The organism is Pseudomonas tructae (assembly GCF_004214895.1).
In the GTDB taxonomy this organism is placed as follows: Bacteria; Pseudomonadota; Gammaproteobacteria; order Pseudomonadales; family Pseudomonadaceae; genus Aquipseudomonas; species Aquipseudomonas tructae.
Genome location: NZ_CP035952.1, coordinates 98,447 through 118,361, shown reverse-complemented (window position 1 = coordinate 118,361; position 19,915 = coordinate 98,447). Strand labels below are relative to the sequence as shown.

The window sequence follows — 19,915 nt, the reverse complement described above, 5'->3', positions numbered from 1 at the left end:
GATTTTTTCGCCAGGGCACTAGCTTAGAGGTTTGTAACAAGCTAGTGCCGGGGTGCGCGATGTCATTGGAAACGTGGTTGGCCTTTTTTGCCGCTTGCTGGGTGATCAGTCTGTCGCCGGGTGCCGGGGCCATCGCCTCGATGTCCTGCGGCCTGCAGTACGGCTTCTGGCGTGGTTACTGGAATGCCCTGGGCCTGCAACTGGGCCTGGTGCTACAGATCGCGATCATTGCTGCTGGCGTCGGCGCCATCCTCGCCGCATCGGCCACCGCCTTTCAGGTCATCAAGTGGTTTGGTGTCGCCTACCTGGTGTACCTGGCGATCAAGCAGTGGCGCGCGTTACCGGCTGACATCACCGACGATTCCGCCGTGCGGCCAATCGGCAAGCCGCTGAGCCTGGTGTTTCGCGGCTTTCTGGTCAACGTCAGCAACCCCAAGGCACTGATCTTCATGCTTGCGGTGCTCCCGCAGTTCATCAACCCGCATGCTGCGCTGTTGCCGCAGTACCTGATCATCACCGCGACCATGGTGACGGTCGATCTGCTGGTCATGGCCGGTTACACCGGGCTGGCGGCCAAGGTCTTGCGCCTGTTGCGCACACCCAAGCAGCAGCGGCGCATGAACCGTACCTTTGCCGGGTTGTTCCTGGGCGCGGCGACTTTGCTGGCGACCATTCGCCGAGCGCCGGTCTAGCAACCTATCGCGGGGCAAGCCCGCTCCTACAGTGGGAGCGGGCTTGCCCCGCGATAGATTCACCGCACACTAAAAAGGCGACCCGAAGGTCGCCTTTTCAGTTTTTCAACGCAGGATCTGCGCCGGTTCATCAGGTGGCAGGTTGTTACGCGCCGGTGCACGTTCGTGCCCTGGTACGCTGCCGCCCAGTTGCTCGGCCATCTGCCGGGCAACGTCCATCCCCAGCTCCTTCGACACCTCACGCACCACCCGTGGACGGTTCAGGGTCACGCGCACATCCTGGCTGTTGACCAGCTTGGTGTCCTGGCCTTCGCCCATGGCGGTGAACGCCGAGGTGATTTCGTAGGTCTTGGTGTTGATCAGGCTGAAGTCGGCCACCAGGCTCAGGCCAAGAATGGCCGAATAGCTGTTGGTGTTGTCCAGGGAGGTGATATCGCGCTGGAAGTCGATATCCGACAAGGTGCCAAACAGCACGTAGTCGGCACCCTTGAAGTTACCGTTCTTGATGCGCCGGATCACGTCATACACGTCGCCCTTGGCGTCGGCGGTGTAGGGCGTGCCCTGAACCAGCTGGAACATCCCGGACTTGAGGATCTCGCCCTTGATGTCGCCGGTGAACTTGCGCAATTCAGTCTGCTCGATGTAGCTGTCACGGCTCTCGTACTCGCTGTAGCTCGACGAGCCACTGGCGTGGTACATGCTTGCCTGGCCGCTGCTCTGCGCCGAGACCGTGTGGATATACTGCTCCACACGTTCCTGGTAGGCGAGGTCGGTTACCGCGACTTTGGGGGCCGCTTGCACGCTGAACGCGCAAGCCAGGCCCAGAACGCCCATCCATGCACGCATTGCTTAGCGCTCCGTGGTCTTGCGGATTTCTTTTTCGTCCATCCACTCGGCCAGGCCGCTTTCAACGTCGATCAGCTGCAGGCTGAACTTGTAGAACACGTCCTTGTAGTCGCTGCTGCGCTTGACGATCGAGCTGATCGAGCCTTCCAGGCGGTATTTGGCGGCGATCATGTTGCCGGTCTTGGCCACGGTGCCTTTTTTGTACAGACCGCTCTGGTTCTGCAGCTTGAGCTGGTCGACCTGGCTCTGCATCTGAGTGTTGTCGCTGGCGAAGCGGGCGGTGCCGGACTTCATCAACTGGGTCTTGATCGACGTGGTGATCTCACGGGTGTCGATGTATTCGCTGGTCTTGTTCTTCACGTCATAGACCTGAACCACCGGACGGCCCTGAAGGATGCCGGACTGGGCCAGGGAGCGGGTCATGGACTCGGCGATCATCTGCAGGTCGGTCGAACCGAACTCGTTGGTGACCAGTTCCACGGCCTTGCTGTCGCCGTAACCGATGTTCTTGCCGCCCAGGACTGGCGACGGGGTGCTGCAACCGCTGACCAGGGCAATGGCGAGGGCGGCGAGGGAAATGCGTGCAATCATGAAAATGTGCTCCTGCAAAAATGATTACTGAGACTGAACTTCAACACGGAAGTCGGTGGCCTGTGGGACCGGGGCAATGGCCGGCAGCACGCTGGCCTGCTTGCCGTAGAGCGTCAGGGTCTTCCAGCTCTCCTCATCGGCCACCGGGAAACCGTCGTTGCCCAGCCAGGCGAAGCGATAGAACAGGGTCTTGTTGCTGCTGCTGGTGTTGTTCAGGGAAACCTTGACGGTCAAGAAGCCGTTCTCGCGCGCAACGCGCATCGGACCGGTTTCGATGTTCTTCAGGTTGCCCATCTTCACTACCTTGCTGGCAGCGCTGCCAGGCTCTGGTGGCGGCGGGGTCGCGCAACCGGCCAGTAGGGCGGTGACGAGAACGGCGAGCAATTTGATACGCATGGCGCTTCCTTAAGGTTGTTTGAGGCTGGCGACAGCCTGGCCAGTGGCTTTGGGTTCCACCTGCAGGGCAGGACCACCGGCGAAGACCTGGTTGCCGACCACGCGCAGGGTGACCACCTGGAACGGCCGGTCGATCTTCACGCTGACCTGGCTGCCGCCCAGGCTCGACGGCAGGCTCAGCTGATGCTCGCCCTGGCGCAGGCGCACGCGGGCAACCTGGGTTTCGTCAGGCAGGGTGCGCCAGGTGCGGGTGTCGGCGCCTTCGGTGATGGTCGAGGCGATACCTACTGCCAGGCCGGCCAACGGATTGACGTCGTTCAGCTGCTTTTGCGCGACGCCACGGGTGATGGCCCGCACGCTGGTACGCAGGATGATCCCTGGCATGTCGTCACGCAGGGCGCGGCGGGACATGGCAGTGGTGCTGTTGAGGGCGGTGAGCTTCAGTTCGCGGTCGTTCAGGTAGATCTCGCTGAAGTGCGCGGTGGAGGTGTCTTCCTTGATGACCGGGAACGACAGCGGGGTGATCACCAGGTTGCCGCTGATGGGCAGCGGCAGCGGGATGCGCACCGAGTCGCGGGCCGGGGCCAGGCCGCTCTGGATCACGATCAGCACGTCGCTGTCGGTGGTTTTCGCTGCGGGCTTGTCCAGCTCGAGCAGGGCCTGCTCCAGCAGTGGCGTGTTTGGACGCAGCTCGGCGGCCTTGCGGTAACCCGGTGCGGCCAGGCCTTTTTCACCCAGGGCTTCGTACACGTAGCCGGACAGGTAATGGCTGAACGCACTCTGGTAGCTGTTTTTCAGCCCGACCACTTCTGGGGCATCAAGGGCGGCCACAGGGTAGCCCTGCAGGTCCTTGTACTCGGTCTTGACGCCTTCCTTCTCGGCCTCTTCCTCGCGCTTGAGGTATTCCTTGTCACGCAGTTCGGCAATCACCGCCTCACGTTCGTGCGTCTTCTTGATTTCGGTGCGCGCGCCATCGAAGTCGTTCTGGGCCAGCAGGTTCAGGGCCATCTGCGTGGTCAGCATGACTTTTTCGTAGTCATAGCCTTCGTAGCGGCGAACCTTGTCGTTGACCAGGTAGCTGCCGAACTGGCTCAGGTACTTGTCGGTGTCGAGCTTGACCGACTCTTCCCACTTGAACACCACGTCATCGGCGCTGCGCCAGGCCACTTGGCTGCCGGTCAGGTCACCCTTGGAGCGCAGCAATTCACCCTTCTCGAAGTAATAGAGAAGGTCTTTGTCCTCACCCTTGTTGTTTTTCTCCAGCAGCGCCAGGGCCGCATCGACGTTGCCGCTGCTCAGGTGCTGGTTGGTTTCTTGAAGTTCGCTGTCATAGCTGCGAAAGGCCGAGCAACCTGCAAGTTGAACGGCAGCGACGAGAGTCGCGACGGTGAGAACACGGGATACCATCTGAATTCTTCTTCCCTGAATTGATGAGAGCCTGGGGGCGAGACGGCGGTCATCTCTTTGACGTATATCGCCAAACACTCTTAAAAGAGGAGCCTAAATTCTAAGTCGCTATAAGCGGCGCGGCATTATAGACGTATTTACTGGCTAATTAATGGCGTTTTGCTTTGCAAGCTTGCCGTTGTGCCAGCATTTCCATATCGGCCGACGAACGGTTGTTCTTTAACACGCTGATGGATGACGCATTTGTCACAAAATTTTTCAAGGTTTCATCCGGCAAGCCTTGAGCCAAGCGCAGTGGAAGTGAACAATGCTTTACCTCGTATTTTCATTTGAGAGTCGCTCATGATTCGCCGTTCCCGCTTATTCGCCTGGCTGCTCTGGCCGGTGCTGGCGCTGAGCAGTGCCACGCTGCTGGCCGACAGCGTCGATGGCGCCGCCAAGGCCCTGCACCTGCTCGACTACATCGGCGCCGATTACCCGGCCACCGTCGAGGCGGGCAGGGTCATCGACGAAGGGGAGTACCGCGAACAACTGGAATTCATCGATGTACTGCAGGGCCTGATCGTGGCGTTGCCGGCGCGGCCGGAGCGCCAGGCGCTGGAGCAAGGTGTGGTCACCTTGCGTCAGGCGGTCAGCCAGCGGCAGGACGGCCCTGGCGTCGCCCGTCAGGCGCGGCAGCTCGGTGCGCAACTGGCGGTGGCGTATGAAGTCAGCCAGGCGCCGATCATCACCCCGGACCCGACGCGCGGTGCGCCGCTGTACGCCCAGCATTGCTCGGTGTGCCATGGCGATAACGGTGCCGGCGATGGCCCGGCCGGCCTTGGCCTGACCCCGCCACCGGCTAACCTGCGCAGTGCCGAGCGGCTTGACCGCTTGAGCCTGTTCGACCTGTACAACACCCTTGGCCTGGGGATCGAAGGCACCGACATGCCGTCGTTCGCCGACCAGCTCGATGAGCGTCAGCGCTGGGACCTGGCGACGTATGTCGCAAGCTTCACGGCCGATCCGGCCAAGGCCAAGGGCGACAAAGCCTACAACCTGGCCGACCTGGCCCGTCAGACCCCCGCCGAAGTCGAAGCCAGCGATGGGCCGCAAGCGCTGCTCCAGTTCCGTGCCCAGCGGGCGCAACCGCCGCAGGTCCAGCGTGGCCCGGCGCAGTTGCTGGACTACACCGCAGCGACTCTGGACAAGAGCCTGGCGGCCTATCAGGCCGGTGATCATGAGCAAGCCTATGACCTGTCGGTGGCGGCCTATCTGGAAGGCTTCGAGCTGGTGGAGAGCTCGCTCGACAACGTTGATGCCGCTGTGCGCAAAGACACTGAAAAGTCGCTGATGGCCTACCGTCAGTCACTGCAGGACGGCTTGCCCCTGGAGCAGGTGCAACAGCGCCTGGAGGCGGCCAAGGCCAAACTCAAGGACGCTGCGGGCCTGCTCGGCGGTGATGGCCTGAGCTGGTCGTTGAGCTACATCTCCGGCCTGCTGATCCTGCTGCGCGAAGGCCTTGAGGCCATTCTGGTGTTGGCGGCGATTCTGGCTTTCTTGCGCAAAACCGGTCAGCAGTCGGCGGTGCGCAGTGTCAATGTCGGCTGGGGCCTGGCCTTGCTTGCCGGGTTGGGAACCTGGGCGCTGGCGGCTTATGTGATTGATGTCAGCGGTGCGCAGCGCGAGTTGCTTGAAGGCTGCACGGCGCTGTTCGCCAGTGTCATGGTGCTCTGGCTGGGCGTGTGGATGCATGATCGTCGTCACGCAGCCGCCTGGCAGGACTACATCAAGAGCAGCCTGGTCGGTGGTGGCGGGCGTTTCGGCTTTGCCGTGCTGGCGTTCTTTTCGGTGTACCGCGAGCTGTTCGAGGTCATCCTGTTCTATGAAACCCTCTGGCTGCAGTCCGGACCTGCCGGGCACAACGCGGTGCTGGCCGGTGGCGCTACGGCGCTGTTGCTGCTGGTGGGGCTGGCCTGGGTGATTTTGCGTGGCTCGGCCAAGTTGCCGCTGGCGCTGTTCTTCAGCATCAACGCGGCGTTGCTGTGCGCCTTGTCGGTGGTGTTCGCCGGCCACGGGGTCAAAGCCTTGCAGGAAGCTGGGGTGTTTGGCACACGTCCGGTGGCATTCTTCGACTTCGACTGGCTGGGCATCCATGCTGACGCCTATTCACTGGCCGCGCAGGCGTTGGCATTGCTGGCCATCGCCATCCTCTACGGGCGTAGCCGCCTGGCCGAGAAGCGCCGCCAGCCAGCAGGTTGATTTGAAGCAACACGGGAGAGCAGGGATACTGTTCGCCCGTTTTTGTTGGAAATCTGTGCCATGCGCGTGTGGATCGATGCCGACGCCTGCCCCAAGGCGGCCAAGGATCAACTGGTCAAATTCGCCCTCAAGCGTCAGCTGGAAGTGGTGCTGGTCGCCGGGCAGAGCCAGATCAAGCCGGCGTTTGCCTGCGTCAAGCTGATCGTCGTGCCCAGTGGGCCGGATGCTGCCGACGATTACCTGGTCGAGCATGCCGTGCCGGGCGAGCTGGTGATTTGCAGTGATGTGCCGTTGGCCGATCGCCTGGTCAAGAAGGGCGTTGCCTGCCTCGATCCGCGTGGCAAGGAGTTTGACGAAGGCAACATGGGCGATCGCCTGGCGGTGCGCAATCTGTTTACCGACCTGCGCGAGCAGGGGCAGGTCGGTGGCGGGCAAGCGCCTTATGGCGATCGTGAGAAGCAGGCCTTCGCCAACTCGCTGGACCGTATCCTGACCCGCCTGAGTGGGAGCGGGCTTGCCCCGCGAAGAGGCCGTTAGCGGCAGCAGGTTGTCTTCGCGCACGAATCGCGGGGCAAGCCCGCTCCTACAGGGGTGTTCAGTCGTTTTCGTGGGTCAGTTCCAGTACCCGGTCGACCAGCTTGTAGATGCCGCCAGCAGCTTCACTGATGCTTTTTGCCAGCATGTAGGCCGGGGTGCTGACCAGTTTGCGCTGGGTGTCTTCGACGATGTCATGGACATCGCACTCTTCATGGGTGCCGCCCATCTTGACGATAGCGGCGCTGGTGCCAGCATCGTTGCCGATGGTGCAGACCACGCCGGGGCCGTAGATCTTGGCTGCCAGGGCCGGTGAGATGCAGATCAGGCCGACCGGCTTGCCGGCTTCGGCGAAGGCTTCAGCCAGGGCCAGGACATCCGGGTGCACGCTGCAGCCCGCGCCTTCCACGGCAAAGTTCGAGAGGTTTTTTGCCGCGCCAAAGCCGCCCGGCACGATCAGCGCATCGAAGTCCTTGGCATCGGCTTCGCGCAGGTCCTTGACCTCGCCGCGGGCGATCCGCGCCGATTCCACCAGCACATTGCGGGTCTCGGGCATTTCTTCGCCAGTCAGGTGGTCGATCACATGCATTTGCGCGATGTTCGGTGCAAAGCACTGCACTTGCGCGCCGCGCTGGTCGAGGCGCAGCAGGGTGATCACGCTTTCGTGAATTTCGGCGCCGTCATAGACGCCACAGCCGGAAAGAATCACAGCAACTTTTTTTGCGGTCATGCTCACTACTCCCGATTCGAGGCGCTAAATGTCCTCTAGTTTGGCAGATGTCGCCATAGGGTTTATGCCATTCCCGGCCTAATCTTGCAGGATAGGCTGGAGATGGAAGACCCATGGACCTGATCCTGTTGGCGGTACCGTTTTTCATTGTGCTGATCGTTGTCGAATTGCTTGCCGATCGGTTGCGGGGCGTGCGCACCTATCGCCTGGCTGATTCGATCAACAGCCTCAGCGCCGGCGTGCTGTCGACCACCACCGGCCTGCTGACCAAAGGCGTGGGCCTGGTGACCTATGCGCTGGCCTGGGAGCACCTGGCGCTGTTCGAGCTGCCGGGCGAGGCGTTGTGGGTGTGGGTGCTGGCGTTCGTCGTCTATGACTTTTGCTACTACTGGCTGCACCGCTTCGGCCACGAGCGCAACATCCTCTGGGCCGCGCATTCGGTGCATCACCAGAGCGAGGACTACAACCTGTCCACGGCCCTGCGCCAGACCAGCAGCGGCTTTTTGCTGTCGTGGATCTTCTACCTGCCGCTGGCCGTGCTGGGGGTGCCGCCGCTGGTGTTCATTACCGTTGCGGCGCTGAACCTGCTGTACCAGTTCTGGGTACACACCCGGCACATTCCCAAGCTGGGCTGGTTCGAATGGTTGTTCATCACACCGTCCAATCATCGCGTCCACCATGCGCAGAATCCTCTGTACTTGGATCGCAACTACGGCGGAGTGTTCATTGTCTGGGACCGTCTGTTCGGCACCTTCCAGGAAGAGGATGACAATGAGCCGGTGATTTTCGGCGTGACCACGCCACTGGCCAGCTGGAACCCGTTGTGGGCCAACCTGCAGTTCTATGCCCAGCTGTGGAACGATGCGCGCCGTGCCGAGCGCTGGCGGGACAAGCTGCGGATCTGGTTCATGCCCACCGGCTGGCGCCCGGATGACGTGGAGCGGCGTTACCCGCAGGCCAAGCAGGACCTGAGCCGCTTCAAGAAATTCGAGGTGCCCCTGGCCTGGCCGCAGCAGCTTTATGTGGCGATGCAGTTTGCGGTGTATGTGGGTTTGGGCAGTTACTTGATGGAGCGTGCCGAGCAGTTGTCGGTCGCCGCCCTGTTGCTGGGCTGCGGCTTGATGGCGTTTGGCTTGTTCGTGCTGGGGACGGCACTGGAGAATCGCCCCTGGGCGTTGCGGCTGGAGGTGCTGCGCCTGGGGTTGAATGTCCCGGCCATGGTGCTGGCCGGGATCACCGGGCTATGGCCGGTCGCTGCCCTGGCTTGGGTCCTGCTGCTTGGCTACAGCTTGCTCAGCCTTGTCGGCCTCTATGGCAGCCGCTTCCTTGCGCGCAACACGCGCAGCCTTGAAGCGCCGGCGCAGCCACAGGCAGCCGCCGAGCAGCAGCAGGCCGCCGAGCACCCATAGCTCGTACTTCTTCACGTTGCCGAGCAGGCCTTCGAGAATGGCGCCAAAGTGATAGGCTGCGGCGCCCAGGGCCAGGGCCCAGACGGCGGCGCCAATGCCGTTGAGCAGCAGGTAGCGGCGCGGCGGGTAGCCGGACAGGCCGATGGCGACCGGCATCACCGTGCGCAGGCCGTAGACGAAGCGAAAACTCAAGACCCAGATATCCGGATGGCGGCGTATGTGCTCCAGCGCGCGGTCGCCCATCATCTGCCAGCGCGGTTTGCGCGCCAGCAGCTTGCGCCCATGGCGACGGCCCATGAAGTACCACAGCTGATCACCCGCGTAGCTGCCGAAGAAGGCCACCACGACCACCAGGTTGATATCCATATATCCACGGAACGCAAGGAAGCCTGCGAGAACCAGGATGGTCTCACCTTCGAAAAACGTGCCGAGAAAAAGGGCAAAGTAGCCGAAATCCTGCAGGAATTGTTGGAGCATTTTCTGGGTGCTGGCGAAATGAACGCGAAGCCTAACCCTTCGTGGCCTCTGGGGAAAGTGTCCAAATGTGTCTCGACGTGAACATTTCCTACAAGGACAATGGCTGCGTCCTCAAGTCGCAGGGTTGCCCTTGGCTGTCATACAGGCGTCATAATGGCCGCTTATAACTGTCGCGCTCGCCCGCCTGCGCGGGCTCAGGAGTCTGCCGTGAGCTTTACCCCCGCTAACCGTTTGTTTCCTGCCACCCGTCTGCGTCGCAACCGTCGTGATGACTTTACCCGTCGCCTGGTTCGCGAAAATGTTCTGACTGTCGATGACCTGATCCTCCCGGTGTTTGTCCTCGATGGCGAAAACCGCCGCGAAGAGATCGCCTCGATGCCGGGCGTCGAACGTTTGTCCATCGACCTGTTGCTGGAAGCTGCGCAAGAGTGGGTGAACCTCGGGATTCCGGCCCTGGCCCTGTTCCCGGTCACTCCCGTAGAGAAAAAGTCCCTGGATGGCGCCGAAGCCTGGAACCCCGATGGCATCGCCCAGCGTGCCACCCGCGCCCTGCGTGAGCGCTTCCCGGAACTGGGGGTGATCACCGATGTTGCCCTGGACCCGTTCACCACCCACGGTCAGGACGGCATTCTCGATGAGGAAGGCTACGTCCAGAACGATATTACCGTCGATGCCCTGGTGCGCCAGGCGCTGTCCCATGCCGAAGCCGGCGCCCAGGTGGTTGCGCCATCGGACATGATGGACGGCCGCATCCAGGCCATTCGCGAAGCCCTGGAGCTAGCCGGTCATGTCAACGTGCGGATCATGGCCTACTCGGCCAAGTACGCCAGCGCCTATTATGGTCCGTTCCGCGACGCGGTCGGCTCGGCGCTGAACCTGGGCAAGGCCAACAAGGCCTCCTACCAGATGGACCCGGCCAACAGTAACGAGGCCTTGCATGAAGTGGCCGCCGACCTGTCGGAGGGCGCCGATATGGTCATGGTCAAACCGGGCATGCCGTACCTGGATATCCTGTACCGGGTCAAAGAAGAATTCAAAGTGCCGACCTTCGTTTACCAGGTCAGCGGCGAGTACGCCATGCACATGGCGGCAATTCAGAACGGCTGGCTCAGTGAAGGGGTTATCCTTGAATCCCTCACCGCTTTCAAACGGGCGGGCGCCGATGGCATCCTCACCTATTTCGCTGTTCGCGCTGCTCAATTGATGAGAGGGCAGTAACGCCCTTCAGGAACGCTAGATGAATAACGAAGTACTTACCGACGTTGCAGTCAAAGACGCCCAGCCTGTGCCCGAACAGATGGTCGAGACCCCGCCGGAGCCGCCTGCGGTAGCGGAGCCGGTGGTCGAGGCCCCTGCGCCGGTGCCGGTGGCCGCGCCTGCCATCGTCATTCCCGGTCTGGACGACAGCAGCCTGTACATTCATCGCGAATTGTCCCAGCTGCAGTTCAACATCCGCGTGCTGGAACAGGCGCTGGATGAGTCCTATCCGTTGCTTGAGCGGCTGAAGTTCCTGCTGATCTTCTCCAGCAACCTGGATGAGTTCTTCGAAATTCGTGTGGCGGGCCTGAAGAAACAGATCACCTTCGCCCGTGAACAGGCTGGCGCTGACGGTTTGCAGCCGCACCAGGCGCTGGCCCGTATCAGCGAGGTGGTGCACAGTGAAGTGGATCGCCAATACGCGATCCTCAACGACGTGCTGTTGCCGGAGCTGGAAAAACACCAGATCCGCTTCATCCGCCGCCGGCACTGGAACACCAAGCTCAAGACCTGGGTGCGGCGCTTCTTCCGTGACGAGATCGCGCCGATCATCACCCCGATCGGTCTCGACCCGACCCACCCGTTCCCGTTGCTGGTGAACAAGAGCCTGAACTTCATCGTCGAGCTTGAAGGTGTCGATGCCTTTGGCCGCGATTCGGGCCTGGCGATCATCCCGGCGCCGCGTTTGCTGCCGCGGGTCATCAAGGTGCCTGAAGATGTCGGCGGAGCGGGCGACAACTATGTGTTCCTGTCGTCGATGATCCATGCGCATGCCGATGACCTGTTCCAGGGCATGAAGGTCAAGGGCTGCTATCAGTTCCGCCTGACCCGCAACGCCGACCTGGCACTGGACTCCGAAGATGTCGAAGACCTGGCCCGGGCCCTGCGTGGCGAGCTGTTCTCGCGTCGATATGGCGATGCGGTGCGCCTGGAAGTGGCCGACACTTGCCCTAAACACCTGTCCGATTACCTGCTCAAGCAGTTCAGCCTGAGTGAGAGCGAGCTGTATCAGGTCAATGGCCCGGTCAACCTGACCCGGCTGTTCAGCATCACCAGCCTGGACAGTCACCCGGAGCTGCAATACACGCCGTTTACCCCGGCAATCCCCAAGCTGTTGCAGAACAGCGAGAATATTTTCAGCGTGGTCAGCAAGCAGGACATCCTGCTGATGCACCCCTTCGAGTCGTTCACCCCGGTGGTCGATCTGCTGCGCCAGGCGGCCAAGGACCCGCACGTCCTGGCCGTGCGCCAGACCCTGTACCGCAGCGGCGCCAACTCGGAGATCGTCGATGCGTTGGTTGACGCTGCGCGTAACGGCAAGGAAGTCACCGCGGTGATCGAATTGCGTGCGCGCTTCGACGAAGAGTCCAACCTGCAGATGGCCAGCCGCCTGCAGGCTGCGGGTGCGGTGGTGATCTATGGTGTGGTGGGCTTCAAGACCCACGCCAAGATGATGCTGATCCTGCGCCGCGAAGCCGGCGAGATCGTCCGCTACGCGCACCTGGGGACCGGTAACTACCACGCTGGCAACGCCCGCCTGTATACCGACTACAGCCTGTTGACCTCCGACGACGCCCTGTGCGAAGACGTCGGCAAGCTGTTCAGCCAGTTGATCGGCATGGGCAAGACCCTGCGCATGAAAAAACTGCTGCACGCGCCGTTCACCCTGAAAAAGGGCATGCTCGACATGATCGCGCGCGAAACCCAGTTCGCCCTCGACGGCAAACCGGCGCACATCATCGCCAAGTTCAACTCGCTGACCGATCCGAAGATCATCCGTGCGTTGTACAAGGCCAGCCAGTCCGGGGTGCGTATCGATCTGGTAGTGCGTGGCATGTGCTGCCTGCGCCCGGGCATTGCCGGGGTGTCGCATAACATTCAGGTGCGCTCGATCATCGGTCGCTTCCTCGAGCACACGCGGGTGTTCTACTTCCTCAATGGCGGCGAAGAGCAGATGTTCCTCTCCAGCGCCGACTGGATGGAACGCAACCTCGACAAGCGCGTCGAGACCTGCTTCCCGGTCGAGGGCAAGAAGCTGATCCTGCGGGTGAAAAAGGAGTTGGAGGGGTACCTGACCGACAACACCCACGCCTGGATCCTGCAACCGGATGGCCGCTACGTACGCAGCACGCCAACCGGCAACCAGAACCCGCGCAGTGCCCAGGCCGCTCTGCTCGAGCGCCTGAGCAACCCGGTGCTTATCGTACGCTGAGGACGAAGCCGACCCGGGCCAGCCATTCTGCTTCCAGGCCGAAATCGGCCTGGGTCAGCTGGTTCTCTTCCAGCCAGCCGGCAGGGAACTCGACGTCCAGGCTGTCGCCCTTGGCGTGCAGGGTGACCTTGGGCATCTGCTGGGTGCCGCGGATGTGGTGGAACAGGATCGCAAAGCGCAGCAGCACGCACAGGCGAATCAGTTTGACGGCGTCATCGCCGAACTCGGCGAACTTGTCCTTGGGAATGTTGCGCCGGTGGCCGCGCACCAGCAGGGCCAGCATCAACTGGTCTTCACGGGAGAAGCCGGCAAGGTCGGAGTGCTCGATCAGATAGGCGCCGTGCTTGTGGTAATGGTAGTGGGCGATGTCCAGCCCCACTTCATGGACCTTGGCTGCCCAGCCCAGCAATTCGCGCCAGATCCCGTCTTCCAGGTCCCAGGCCTTGGCCACCTGGTCGAAGGCATGCAGGGCCTTGCGCTCAACCCGTGCCGCCTGCCCCTGGTCAACGTGATAGCGCTCCATCAGCGAGGTCAGGGTGCGTTCACGCACGTCTTCGTGGTGATGGCGGCCGAGCAGGTCGTACAGTACGCCTTCGCGCAGGGCGCCGTCGCAGTGGTCCATGCGTTGCAGTTCGAGGGCGTCGAAAATCGCTTCGAGAATCGCCAGGCCCGCCGGGAAGATCGCCCGGCGGTCGGGCTTGACCCCGTCAAAGTCGATCTTGTCGGTTTCCCCCAGCTTGAACAGCTTGCGCTTGAGCCAGGCCAGGCCTTCGGCATTGACCTCGCCGTTACCCATGCCGCCGGACTTGAGGGCCAGGCCGATGGCGCGGATGGTCCCGGAGGAGCCGATGGCTTCATCCCAGGTCAGGCGGTGCAGGGCATTCTCGATGCTCATCAGCTCCAGGCGCGCGGCGGTGTAGGCCTGGGCATAGCGCGCCGGGGTGATCTTGCCGTCGCGGAAGTAACGCTGGGTGTAGCTGACACAACCCATCTGCAGGCTCTCGCGCAGCAGTGGCTCGAAACGCTGGCCAATAATGAATTCGGTACTGCCGCCGCCGATGTCGGCGACCAGGCGCTTGCCCGGGGTGTCGGCCAGCGTGTGGGACACGCCGAGGTAGATCAGGCGGGCTTCTTCACGGCCAGAGATGACTTCCACCGGGTGGCCGAGGATGGCTTCGGCGCGGCGGATGAATTCGCCGCGGTTGCGCGCCTCGCGCAGGGCGTTGGTGCCGACGATACGTACGGCACCGTCGGGCATGCCGTTGATCAGCTGGGCAAAGCGCTTGAGGCAGTCCAGGCCGCGTTGCATGGATTCTTCGCTGAGCTGGCGCTCTTCGTTGATGCCGGCGGCCAGCTGAACCTTTTCACCCAGCCGCTCAAGGATGCGGATTTCGCTGTGGTGAGCCTTGGCGACCACCATGTGGAAACTGTTGGAGCCCAGGTCTATGGCAGCGATCAAGGACAGATTCTTGGCTGTGGTTTGCGGCATGGTCATGGGTTCTCGGTCGATAACCCGGCAATCCTGCCACGATCCGGCGCTGGCGCCAACGCGCAGCGTATCAAGGCTTGATATGGGGCAGGTTGTGCGGGAAATATGACTTTCCCGTGACAGCAGCGATATGCGCGGTCATGCACAACTATAGTTACACTCAATCGTTCCCGGCTTCCTGTAGGCAGCGGGTGCGGCTATGATGGGCCACGTTTTTTTGCTTACGACCTTGGAGACTTCCATGAGCAGCGATCTTATCAAACACGTCACCGACGCCACCTTCGAAGCCGAAGTCCTGAAGGCTGAAGGCCCGGTGCTGGTCGACTACTGGGCTGAATGGTGCGGCCCTTGCAAAATGATCGCGCCGGTTCTGGACGACATCGCTTCTACTTACCAGGGCAAACTGACCGTCGCCAAGTTGAACATCGACGACAACCAGGAAACCCCGGCCAAGCACGGCGTGCGTGGCATCCCGACGCTGATGCTGTTCAAGAACGGCAACGTCGAGGCCACCAAGGTCGGCGCACTGTCGAAATCTCAGCTGGCAGCCTTCCTGGACGCCAATCTCTGAGTGAAAAAAGCCCCGCATTCGTCGGGGCTTTTCTTTGTCTGGTGACTAGACGCCAGAAAAAGCAGGTGTTACATTCGGCCTCGCACTGTTTCTTCGGTGCCCTCTGCACGCCGTCGCCGACGCATCCCTAATTCGAATCAGTACGCGATCCTGTCGCCTTCTTTGCGGCGCGGCTTCATTAAGCCAGAAGCTTAATTTCCCCTTCTTACATGATTACGTCACTCCCCTTATGAACCTGACTGAACTCAAGCAAAAGCCGATTACCGATCTGCTCGAAATGGCCGAACAGATGGGCATAGAAAATATGGCCCGTTCGCGCAAGCAAGATGTGATTTTCTCTCTGTTGAAAAAGCATGCGAAAAGCGGCGAGGAAATCTCCGGTGACGGCGTGCTGGAGATTCTCCAGGACGGCTTCGGCTTCCTGCGCTCGGCCGATGCCTCGTACCTGGCCGGCCCGGACGACATCTATGTGTCGCCAAGCCAGATCCGCCGTTTCAACTTGCGTACCGGCGACACCATCGTCGGCAAGATCCGCCCGCCAAAAGAAGGCGAGCGGTACTTCGCCCTGCTCAAAGTCGACACCATCAACTTCGACCGGCCGGAAAACGCGAAGAACAAGATCCTGTTCGAGAACCTGACGCCGCTGTTCCCCAACGAGCGCCTGAAGATGGAAGCCGGCAACGGCTCCACCGAAGACCTCACCGGCCGGGTTATTGACCTCTGCGCCCCGATCGGCAAAGGCCAGCGTGGCCTGATCGTCGCTCCGCCAAAGGCGGGCAAGACCATCATGCTGCAGAACATCGCGGCCAACATCACCCGTAACAACCCCGAGTGCCACCTGATCGTCCTGCTGATCGACGAGCGCCCGGAAGAAGTGACCGAAATGCAGCGCACCGTGCGCGGCGAAGTGGTTGCTTCCACCTTCGACGAGCCGCCAACCCGCCACGTGCAGGTTGCCGAGATGGTCATCGAGAAGGCCAAGCGCCTGGTTGAGCACAAGAAAGACGTGGTCATCCTGCTCGACTCCATCACCCGTCTGGCCCGTGCCTACAACACCGTGATCCCGAGCTCCGGCAAGGTCCTGACCGGTGGTGTCGATGCCCACGCCCTGGAGAAACCGAAGCGTTTCTTCGGTGCCGCGCGTAACATCGAAGAAGGCGGTTCGCTGACCATCATCGCCACCGCGCTGGTCGAAACCGGCTCGAAGATGGACGAAGTGATCTACGAAGAGTTCAAGGGTACCGGCAACATGGAGCTGCCCCTGGACCGCAAGATCGCCGAGAAACGCGTCTTCCCGGCCATCAACATCAACCGTTCGGGTACCCGTCGCGAAGAACTGCTGACCGCCGATGACGAACTGCAGCGCATGTGGATCCTGCGCAAGCTGCTGCACCCGATGGACGAAGTTGCAGCCATCGAGTTCTTGATCGACAAACTCAAGCAGACCAAGACCAACGATGAGTTCTTCCTGTCGATGAAACGCAAGTAATTCGACGCGGTATGCGAAAGCCGGGGAAACCCGGCTTTTTGCTGTCTGCACTTTGGCTATTCTGGCCGGGTTCAGCGTACACTTTGCACCCCGACCGATACGGCCAAGACGAGGCTTTTGCATGCAGTATCGCGATTTGCGCGATTTTATCCGCGGCCTGGAACAGCGCGGCGAACTCAAGCGCATCCAGGTTCCGATCTCTCCAGTCCTGGAAATGACCGAAGTCTGCGACCGCACGCTGCGCGCCAAAGGCCCGGCGTTGCTTTTCGAAAAGCCGACCGGCTTCGATATTCCGGTGCTCGGCAACCTGTTCGGCACGCCGGAGCGGGTAGCCATGGGCATGGGCGCCGAGTCCACCGAAGAGCTGCGTGAAATCGGCAAGCTGCTGGCTTTCCTCAAGGAGCCCGAGCCACCCAAGGGCCTCAAGGACGCCTGGTCGAAGCTGCCGATCTTCAAGAAGGTCATTTCCATGGCGCCGAAGGTGGTCAAGGACGCGCCGTGTCACGAAGTGGTCATCGAGGGCGATGATGTCGACCTCGGCCTGCTGCCGATACAGCACTGCTGGCCGGGCGACGTTGCACCGCTGATCACCTGGGGCCTGACCGTTACCCGTGGGCCGAACAAGGACCGCCAGAACCTGGGTATCTACCGTCAGCAGGTGATCGGCCGCAACAAGGTCATCATGCGCTGGCTGAGCCACCGTGGCGGCGCCCTGGACTATCGCGAGTGGTGCGAGAAGCACCCTGGGCAGCCGTTCCCGGTGGCCGTGGCCCTGGGTGCGGACCCGGCGACCATCCTCGGCGCCGTGACGCCGGTGCCCGATACCCTCTCCGAGTACGCTTTTGCCGGCCTGCTGCGTGGCAACCGCACCGAGCTGGTCAAGTGTCGCGGCAATGATCTGCAGGTGCCGGCCACCGCCGAGATCATCCTCGAAGGCGTGATCCATCCAGGCGAGATGGCGCCTGAGGGGCCCTATGGCGACCACACCGGTTACTACAACGAAGTCGACAGCTTCCCGGTGTTCACGGTCGAGCGCATCACTCACCGCACCAAACCGATCTACCACAGCACCTACACCGGCCGGCCGCCGGATGAACCGGCGATCCTCGGCGTAGCGCTGAACGAAGTGTTCGTGCCGATCCTGCAGAAGCAGTTCCCGGAGATCACCGACTTCTACCTGCCGCCCGAAGGCTGCTCGTACCGCATGGCGGTGGTGACCATGAAAAAGCAGTACCCAGGCCACGCCAAGCGTGTAATGCTGGGGGTTTGGTCGTTTTTGCGACAGTTCATGTACACCAAATTCGTTATTGTCACCGACGACGATATCAATGCGCGGGACTGGAACGATGTGATCTGGGCAATTACCACGCGCATGGACCCCAAGCGCGATACAGTGATGATCGACAATACCCCGATCGACTACCTGGACTTCGCCTCGCCGGTGTCGGGGCTGGGTTCGAAGATGGGCCTGGACGCAACGCACAAGTGGCCGGGTGAAACCACGCGCGAGTGGGGGCGGGTCATCGTCAAGGATGAGGCCGTCACCCGGCGGATCGATGAGCTATGGCATCAGTTGGGAATAGACTAAATGCAGGTAACCTTGCAGCCGTCCGGGGCCGTTTTGGCACTCAGGCCCGGAGAAAGGATTCTCGATGCGGCGCGGCGCCTGGGCTATGACTGCCCGCAGAGCTGCCGTAATGGTAACTGCCACGTCTGTGCCGCCCTGCTGGTGGAAGGCCGGGTGCGCCAGGACGGCGTGGAGCGTGATCACGGCGAACTGTTCACTTGTATCGCCGAACCCCTGGAGGACTGTGTCTTGTTGTGGGATGGCGTGCTGGCCCTGGGCGAGCTGCCGGTAAGGAAGCTGGCTTGTCAGCTCAGTGAGTGTGTCGAAGTCGGCGGCGATGTCTGGCGTGTGCGCCTGCGCGCGCCGGCTGGCAAGCCGCCACGCTACCACGCCGGGCAGTACCTGATGATCGAGCGCGACAGTGGTGACAAGGCGGCTTTCTCGCTGGCCTCGGCACCCCACAGCGGCCGCGATCTGGAACTGCATGTACTGGCCCGTGAGAACAGCGCCGTGGAGCTGATTGCGCAACTGCGGCGCACCGGCATGGCGTGGCTTGAAATGCCATTCGGTGACACGCACCTGGCCGAACTGCCTGACGGCCCGCTGGTGCTGATCGCTGCCGGTACCGGCATGGCGCAGATGCACAGCCTGATCGAACATTGCCGTGCCAGTGGTTTCAAGCATCCGGTGCACCTGTACTGGGGTGTGCGGTTGCCTGAAGACTTCTACCAGATCGAGCACTGGGATGAATGGGAGCGTCTGCCCAACCTGTTCCTGCACAAGGTGGTCAGCGACCTGTGTGGCTGGGAAGGGCGCTGCGGCATGCTGCACGAGGCGGTGTGCGAAGACATCAGCGAGCTGACCGGTGTGTATGTTTATGGCAGCGGTTCGCCAAACATGATCTATGCCACCCTCGATGCCCTGGTCGAAGCCGGCATGGATGCGCATCAGATGCGCGCCGATGTATTCGCTTATGCCCCGCGCAATTGAATGACGGAATAAGGCACGCTGCAACAGCGTGCCGGTTTACATAAAAGACAGTGCAGGTCGCGGTTATAAGCGGCTGATTCTTGCCGGCATTGAAAATAACTTTCACTACACTTGAAACAGTGCACCTGATATGGCTTCGGCACGACCGTTGTTATCGGTTCAGGGCGCCTGGGGGCTTGTATTCCGGCGCTTATCTGCCGTACGGTAACTCTGTGCACAGTGCCTTGCCTTATAGTGCAACGCTTTGGTAATTCACGGGGAAGTGTGGCGGCAGCTATGTCGGCGAGCGAAACGGTATCTTTGAATGTGGCCTATCCGCCGTTGCTTGATTTCGGCGAACAATTAACTCGCGAGCAACTTGTTCATTCCGTCCAGCACACCATGTCGCGGCATCAGGGTGGCCCGGTATGGTTGTTTGCCTACGGCTCGTTGATCTGGCGTCCGGAGTGCAACGCCGTTGAACGGCGTCGGGCGCGGGTGCATGGTTATCATCGCGGCTTGTACTTGTGGTCCCACGAGCACCGCGGCACGCCGGAATGCCCGGGTCTGGTCTTCGGCCTGGACCGTGGCGGTTCATGCAGTGGTTTTGCCTACCGGCTGCCAGAGGACTGCCTGCAAGAGTCGCTGCTGGCCTTGTGGCAGCGGGAGATGCCTTACCCTGCGTACCGTCCGCACTGGCTCAATTGTCGCCTGGAAGATGGCAGCAAAATCCAGGCCCTGGGTTTCGTCCTTGAACGGCATTTGCCCTGTTATGCCGGCAACCTGCCCGATACCTTGCTCAGCCAGATCTTCGCCAATGCCAAGGGCAGGTACGGCAGCACCCGCGACTATGTCGAGCAGACTCTGCACGCCTTGCGTAGCCATGCCATGCCCGATCGCAACCTGGAAGCTCGCTTCAGGCGCTGTCACGTGCAGTTGCAGGCCAACATTCTGTCTCAATAATGAGAATCGTTACTTTGTCTGGAAAGCGTTGAGGCGCTAGTATCGCGGTCTGAGGTTCAATGGACAGGCAGGATC

General features: G+C 61.5%; 17 protein-coding genes and 1 pseudogene. 11 read left to right on the top strand and 7 right to left on the bottom strand.

Annotated elements, in window-relative coordinates; all coding sequences use genetic code 11:
* Positions 1-59 precede the first annotated feature (59 nt).
* A complete protein-coding gene (locus tag EXN22_RS00555) occupies positions 60-692 on the top strand; it encodes a LysE family transporter (protein ID WP_130261973.1) in 633 nt (210 codons plus the stop codon).
* A 105-nt stretch (positions 693-797) separates the two neighbouring features.
* Here EXN22_RS00555 and EXN22_RS00550 read toward each other — a convergent pair whose 3' ends face one another.
* Genes EXN22_RS00550 through EXN22_RS00535 form a run of 4 tightly spaced genes read right to left on the bottom strand, consistent with a single transcriptional unit; the run spans position 798 to position 3,932 of the window.
* Positions 798-1,538: a penicillin-binding protein activator LpoB gene (locus tag EXN22_RS00550; protein ID WP_115084758.1), complete on the bottom strand. Its 741-nt coding sequence runs from the start codon at positions 1,536-1,538 to the stop codon at positions 798-800.
* A gap of 3 nt (positions 1,539-1,541) precedes the next feature.
* The gene (lpoB, locus tag EXN22_RS00545; protein ID WP_115084760.1) at positions 1,542-2,129 is read right to left on the bottom strand and encodes a penicillin-binding protein activator LpoB; all 588 of its coding nucleotides are present in this window, start codon (positions 2,127-2,129) and stop codon (positions 1,542-1,544) included.
* A gap of 24 nt (positions 2,130-2,153) precedes the next feature.
* Entirely contained in the window at positions 2,154-2,525 is a 372-nt protein-coding gene (locus tag EXN22_RS00540; protein WP_130261972.1) for a YcfL family protein, read from the bottom strand.
* A 9-nt stretch (positions 2,526-2,534) separates the two neighbouring features.
* The gene (locus tag EXN22_RS00535) at positions 2,535-3,932 is read right to left on the bottom strand and encodes a COG3014 family protein (protein ID WP_130261971.1); all 1,398 of its coding nucleotides are present in this window, start codon (positions 3,930-3,932) and stop codon (positions 2,535-2,537) included.
* 342 nt (positions 3,933-4,274) lie between these two features.
* Between EXN22_RS00535 and EXN22_RS00530 the strand changes: the two genes are divergently transcribed.
* Both EXN22_RS00530 and EXN22_RS00525 read left to right on the top strand, forming a co-directional pair.
* On the top strand, positions 4,275-6,173 hold the full coding sequence (locus EXN22_RS00530) for a cytochrome c/FTR1 family iron permease (protein WP_130261970.1): 1,899 nt from the start codon (positions 4,275-4,277) through the stop codon (positions 6,171-6,173).
* A 60-nt stretch (positions 6,174-6,233) separates the two neighbouring features.
* Positions 6,234-6,710 (top strand): YaiI/YqxD family protein, encoded by a 477-nt coding sequence (locus EXN22_RS00525; RefSeq protein ID WP_130261969.1) that lies wholly within the window; start codon positions 6,234-6,236, stop codon positions 6,708-6,710.
* A gap of 58 nt (positions 6,711-6,768) precedes the next feature.
* Here the strand turns inward: EXN22_RS00525 and elbB are convergent, their stop codons facing one another.
* Complete coding sequence (gene elbB / locus EXN22_RS00520) at positions 6,769-7,437, bottom strand: isoprenoid biosynthesis glyoxalase ElbB (protein WP_130261968.1); 669 nt, start codon at positions 7,435-7,437, stop codon at positions 6,769-6,771.
* A gap of 113 nt (positions 7,438-7,550) precedes the next feature.
* On the opposite strand from elbB, the pseudogene EXN22_RS26790 reads away from it, so the two are divergent.
* Positions 7,551-8,573, top strand: a pseudogene (locus tag EXN22_RS26790) (sterol desaturase family protein); the annotation flags it as partial.
* Between the two features lie 105 nt (positions 8,574-8,678).
* Here EXN22_RS26790 and EXN22_RS00510 read toward each other — a convergent pair.
* A complete protein-coding gene (locus EXN22_RS00510; protein ID WP_130261967.1) occupies positions 8,679-9,323 on the bottom strand; it encodes a DedA family protein in 645 nt (214 codons plus the stop codon).
* Positions 9,324-9,530: 207 nt separating this feature from the next.
* Here EXN22_RS00510 and hemB point away from each other — a divergent pair, with 207 nt between their 5' ends.
* Both hemB and ppk1 read left to right on the top strand, forming a co-directional pair.
* On the top strand, positions 9,531-10,541 hold the full coding sequence (hemB, locus tag EXN22_RS00505; RefSeq protein WP_130261966.1) for a porphobilinogen synthase: 1,011 nt from the start codon (positions 9,531-9,533) through the stop codon (positions 10,539-10,541).
* A gap of 19 nt (positions 10,542-10,560) precedes the next feature.
* Positions 10,561-12,792, top strand: a complete 2,232-nt coding sequence (gene ppk1, locus EXN22_RS00500; protein WP_130261965.1) for a polyphosphate kinase 1 — start codon at positions 10,561-10,563, stop codon at positions 12,790-12,792.
* Here ppk1 and ppx read toward each other — a convergent pair.
* Entirely contained in the window at positions 12,779-14,281 is a 1,503-nt protein-coding gene (gene ppx, locus EXN22_RS00495; RefSeq protein ID WP_130266737.1) for an exopolyphosphatase, read from the bottom strand. The two genes, ppk1 and ppx, sit on opposite strands and share 14 nt — an antisense overlap.
* 241 nt (positions 14,282-14,522) lie before the next feature.
* Here ppx and trxA point away from each other — a divergent pair, with 241 nt between their 5' ends.
* The 5 genes from trxA to EXN22_RS00470 all read left to right on the top strand — a co-directional run bounded on the left by trxA (position 14,523) and on the right by EXN22_RS00470 (position 19,840).
* Complete coding sequence (trxA, locus tag EXN22_RS00490) at positions 14,523-14,852, top strand: thioredoxin TrxA (RefSeq protein ID WP_130261964.1); 330 nt, start codon at positions 14,523-14,525, stop codon at positions 14,850-14,852.
* A 229-nt stretch (positions 14,853-15,081) separates the two neighbouring features.
* Entirely contained in the window at positions 15,082-16,341 is a 1,260-nt protein-coding gene (gene rho / locus EXN22_RS00485; protein ID WP_028942380.1) for a transcription termination factor Rho, read from the top strand.
* A gap of 121 nt (positions 16,342-16,462) precedes the next feature.
* Positions 16,463-17,929, top strand: coding sequence for a 4-hydroxy-3-polyprenylbenzoate decarboxylase (gene ubiD, locus EXN22_RS00480; protein WP_130261963.1), 1,467 nt, complete (start codon positions 16,463-16,465; stop codon positions 17,927-17,929).
* Positions 17,930-18,898 (top strand): CDP-6-deoxy-delta-3,4-glucoseen reductase, encoded by a 969-nt coding sequence (locus EXN22_RS00475; RefSeq protein ID WP_130261962.1) that lies wholly within the window; start codon positions 17,930-17,932, stop codon positions 18,896-18,898.
* A 276-nt stretch (positions 18,899-19,174) separates the two neighbouring features.
* Entirely contained in the window at positions 19,175-19,840 is a 666-nt protein-coding gene (locus tag EXN22_RS00470) for a gamma-glutamylcyclotransferase (RefSeq protein WP_130261961.1), read from the top strand.
* Positions 19,841-19,915: the final 75 nt, after the last annotated feature.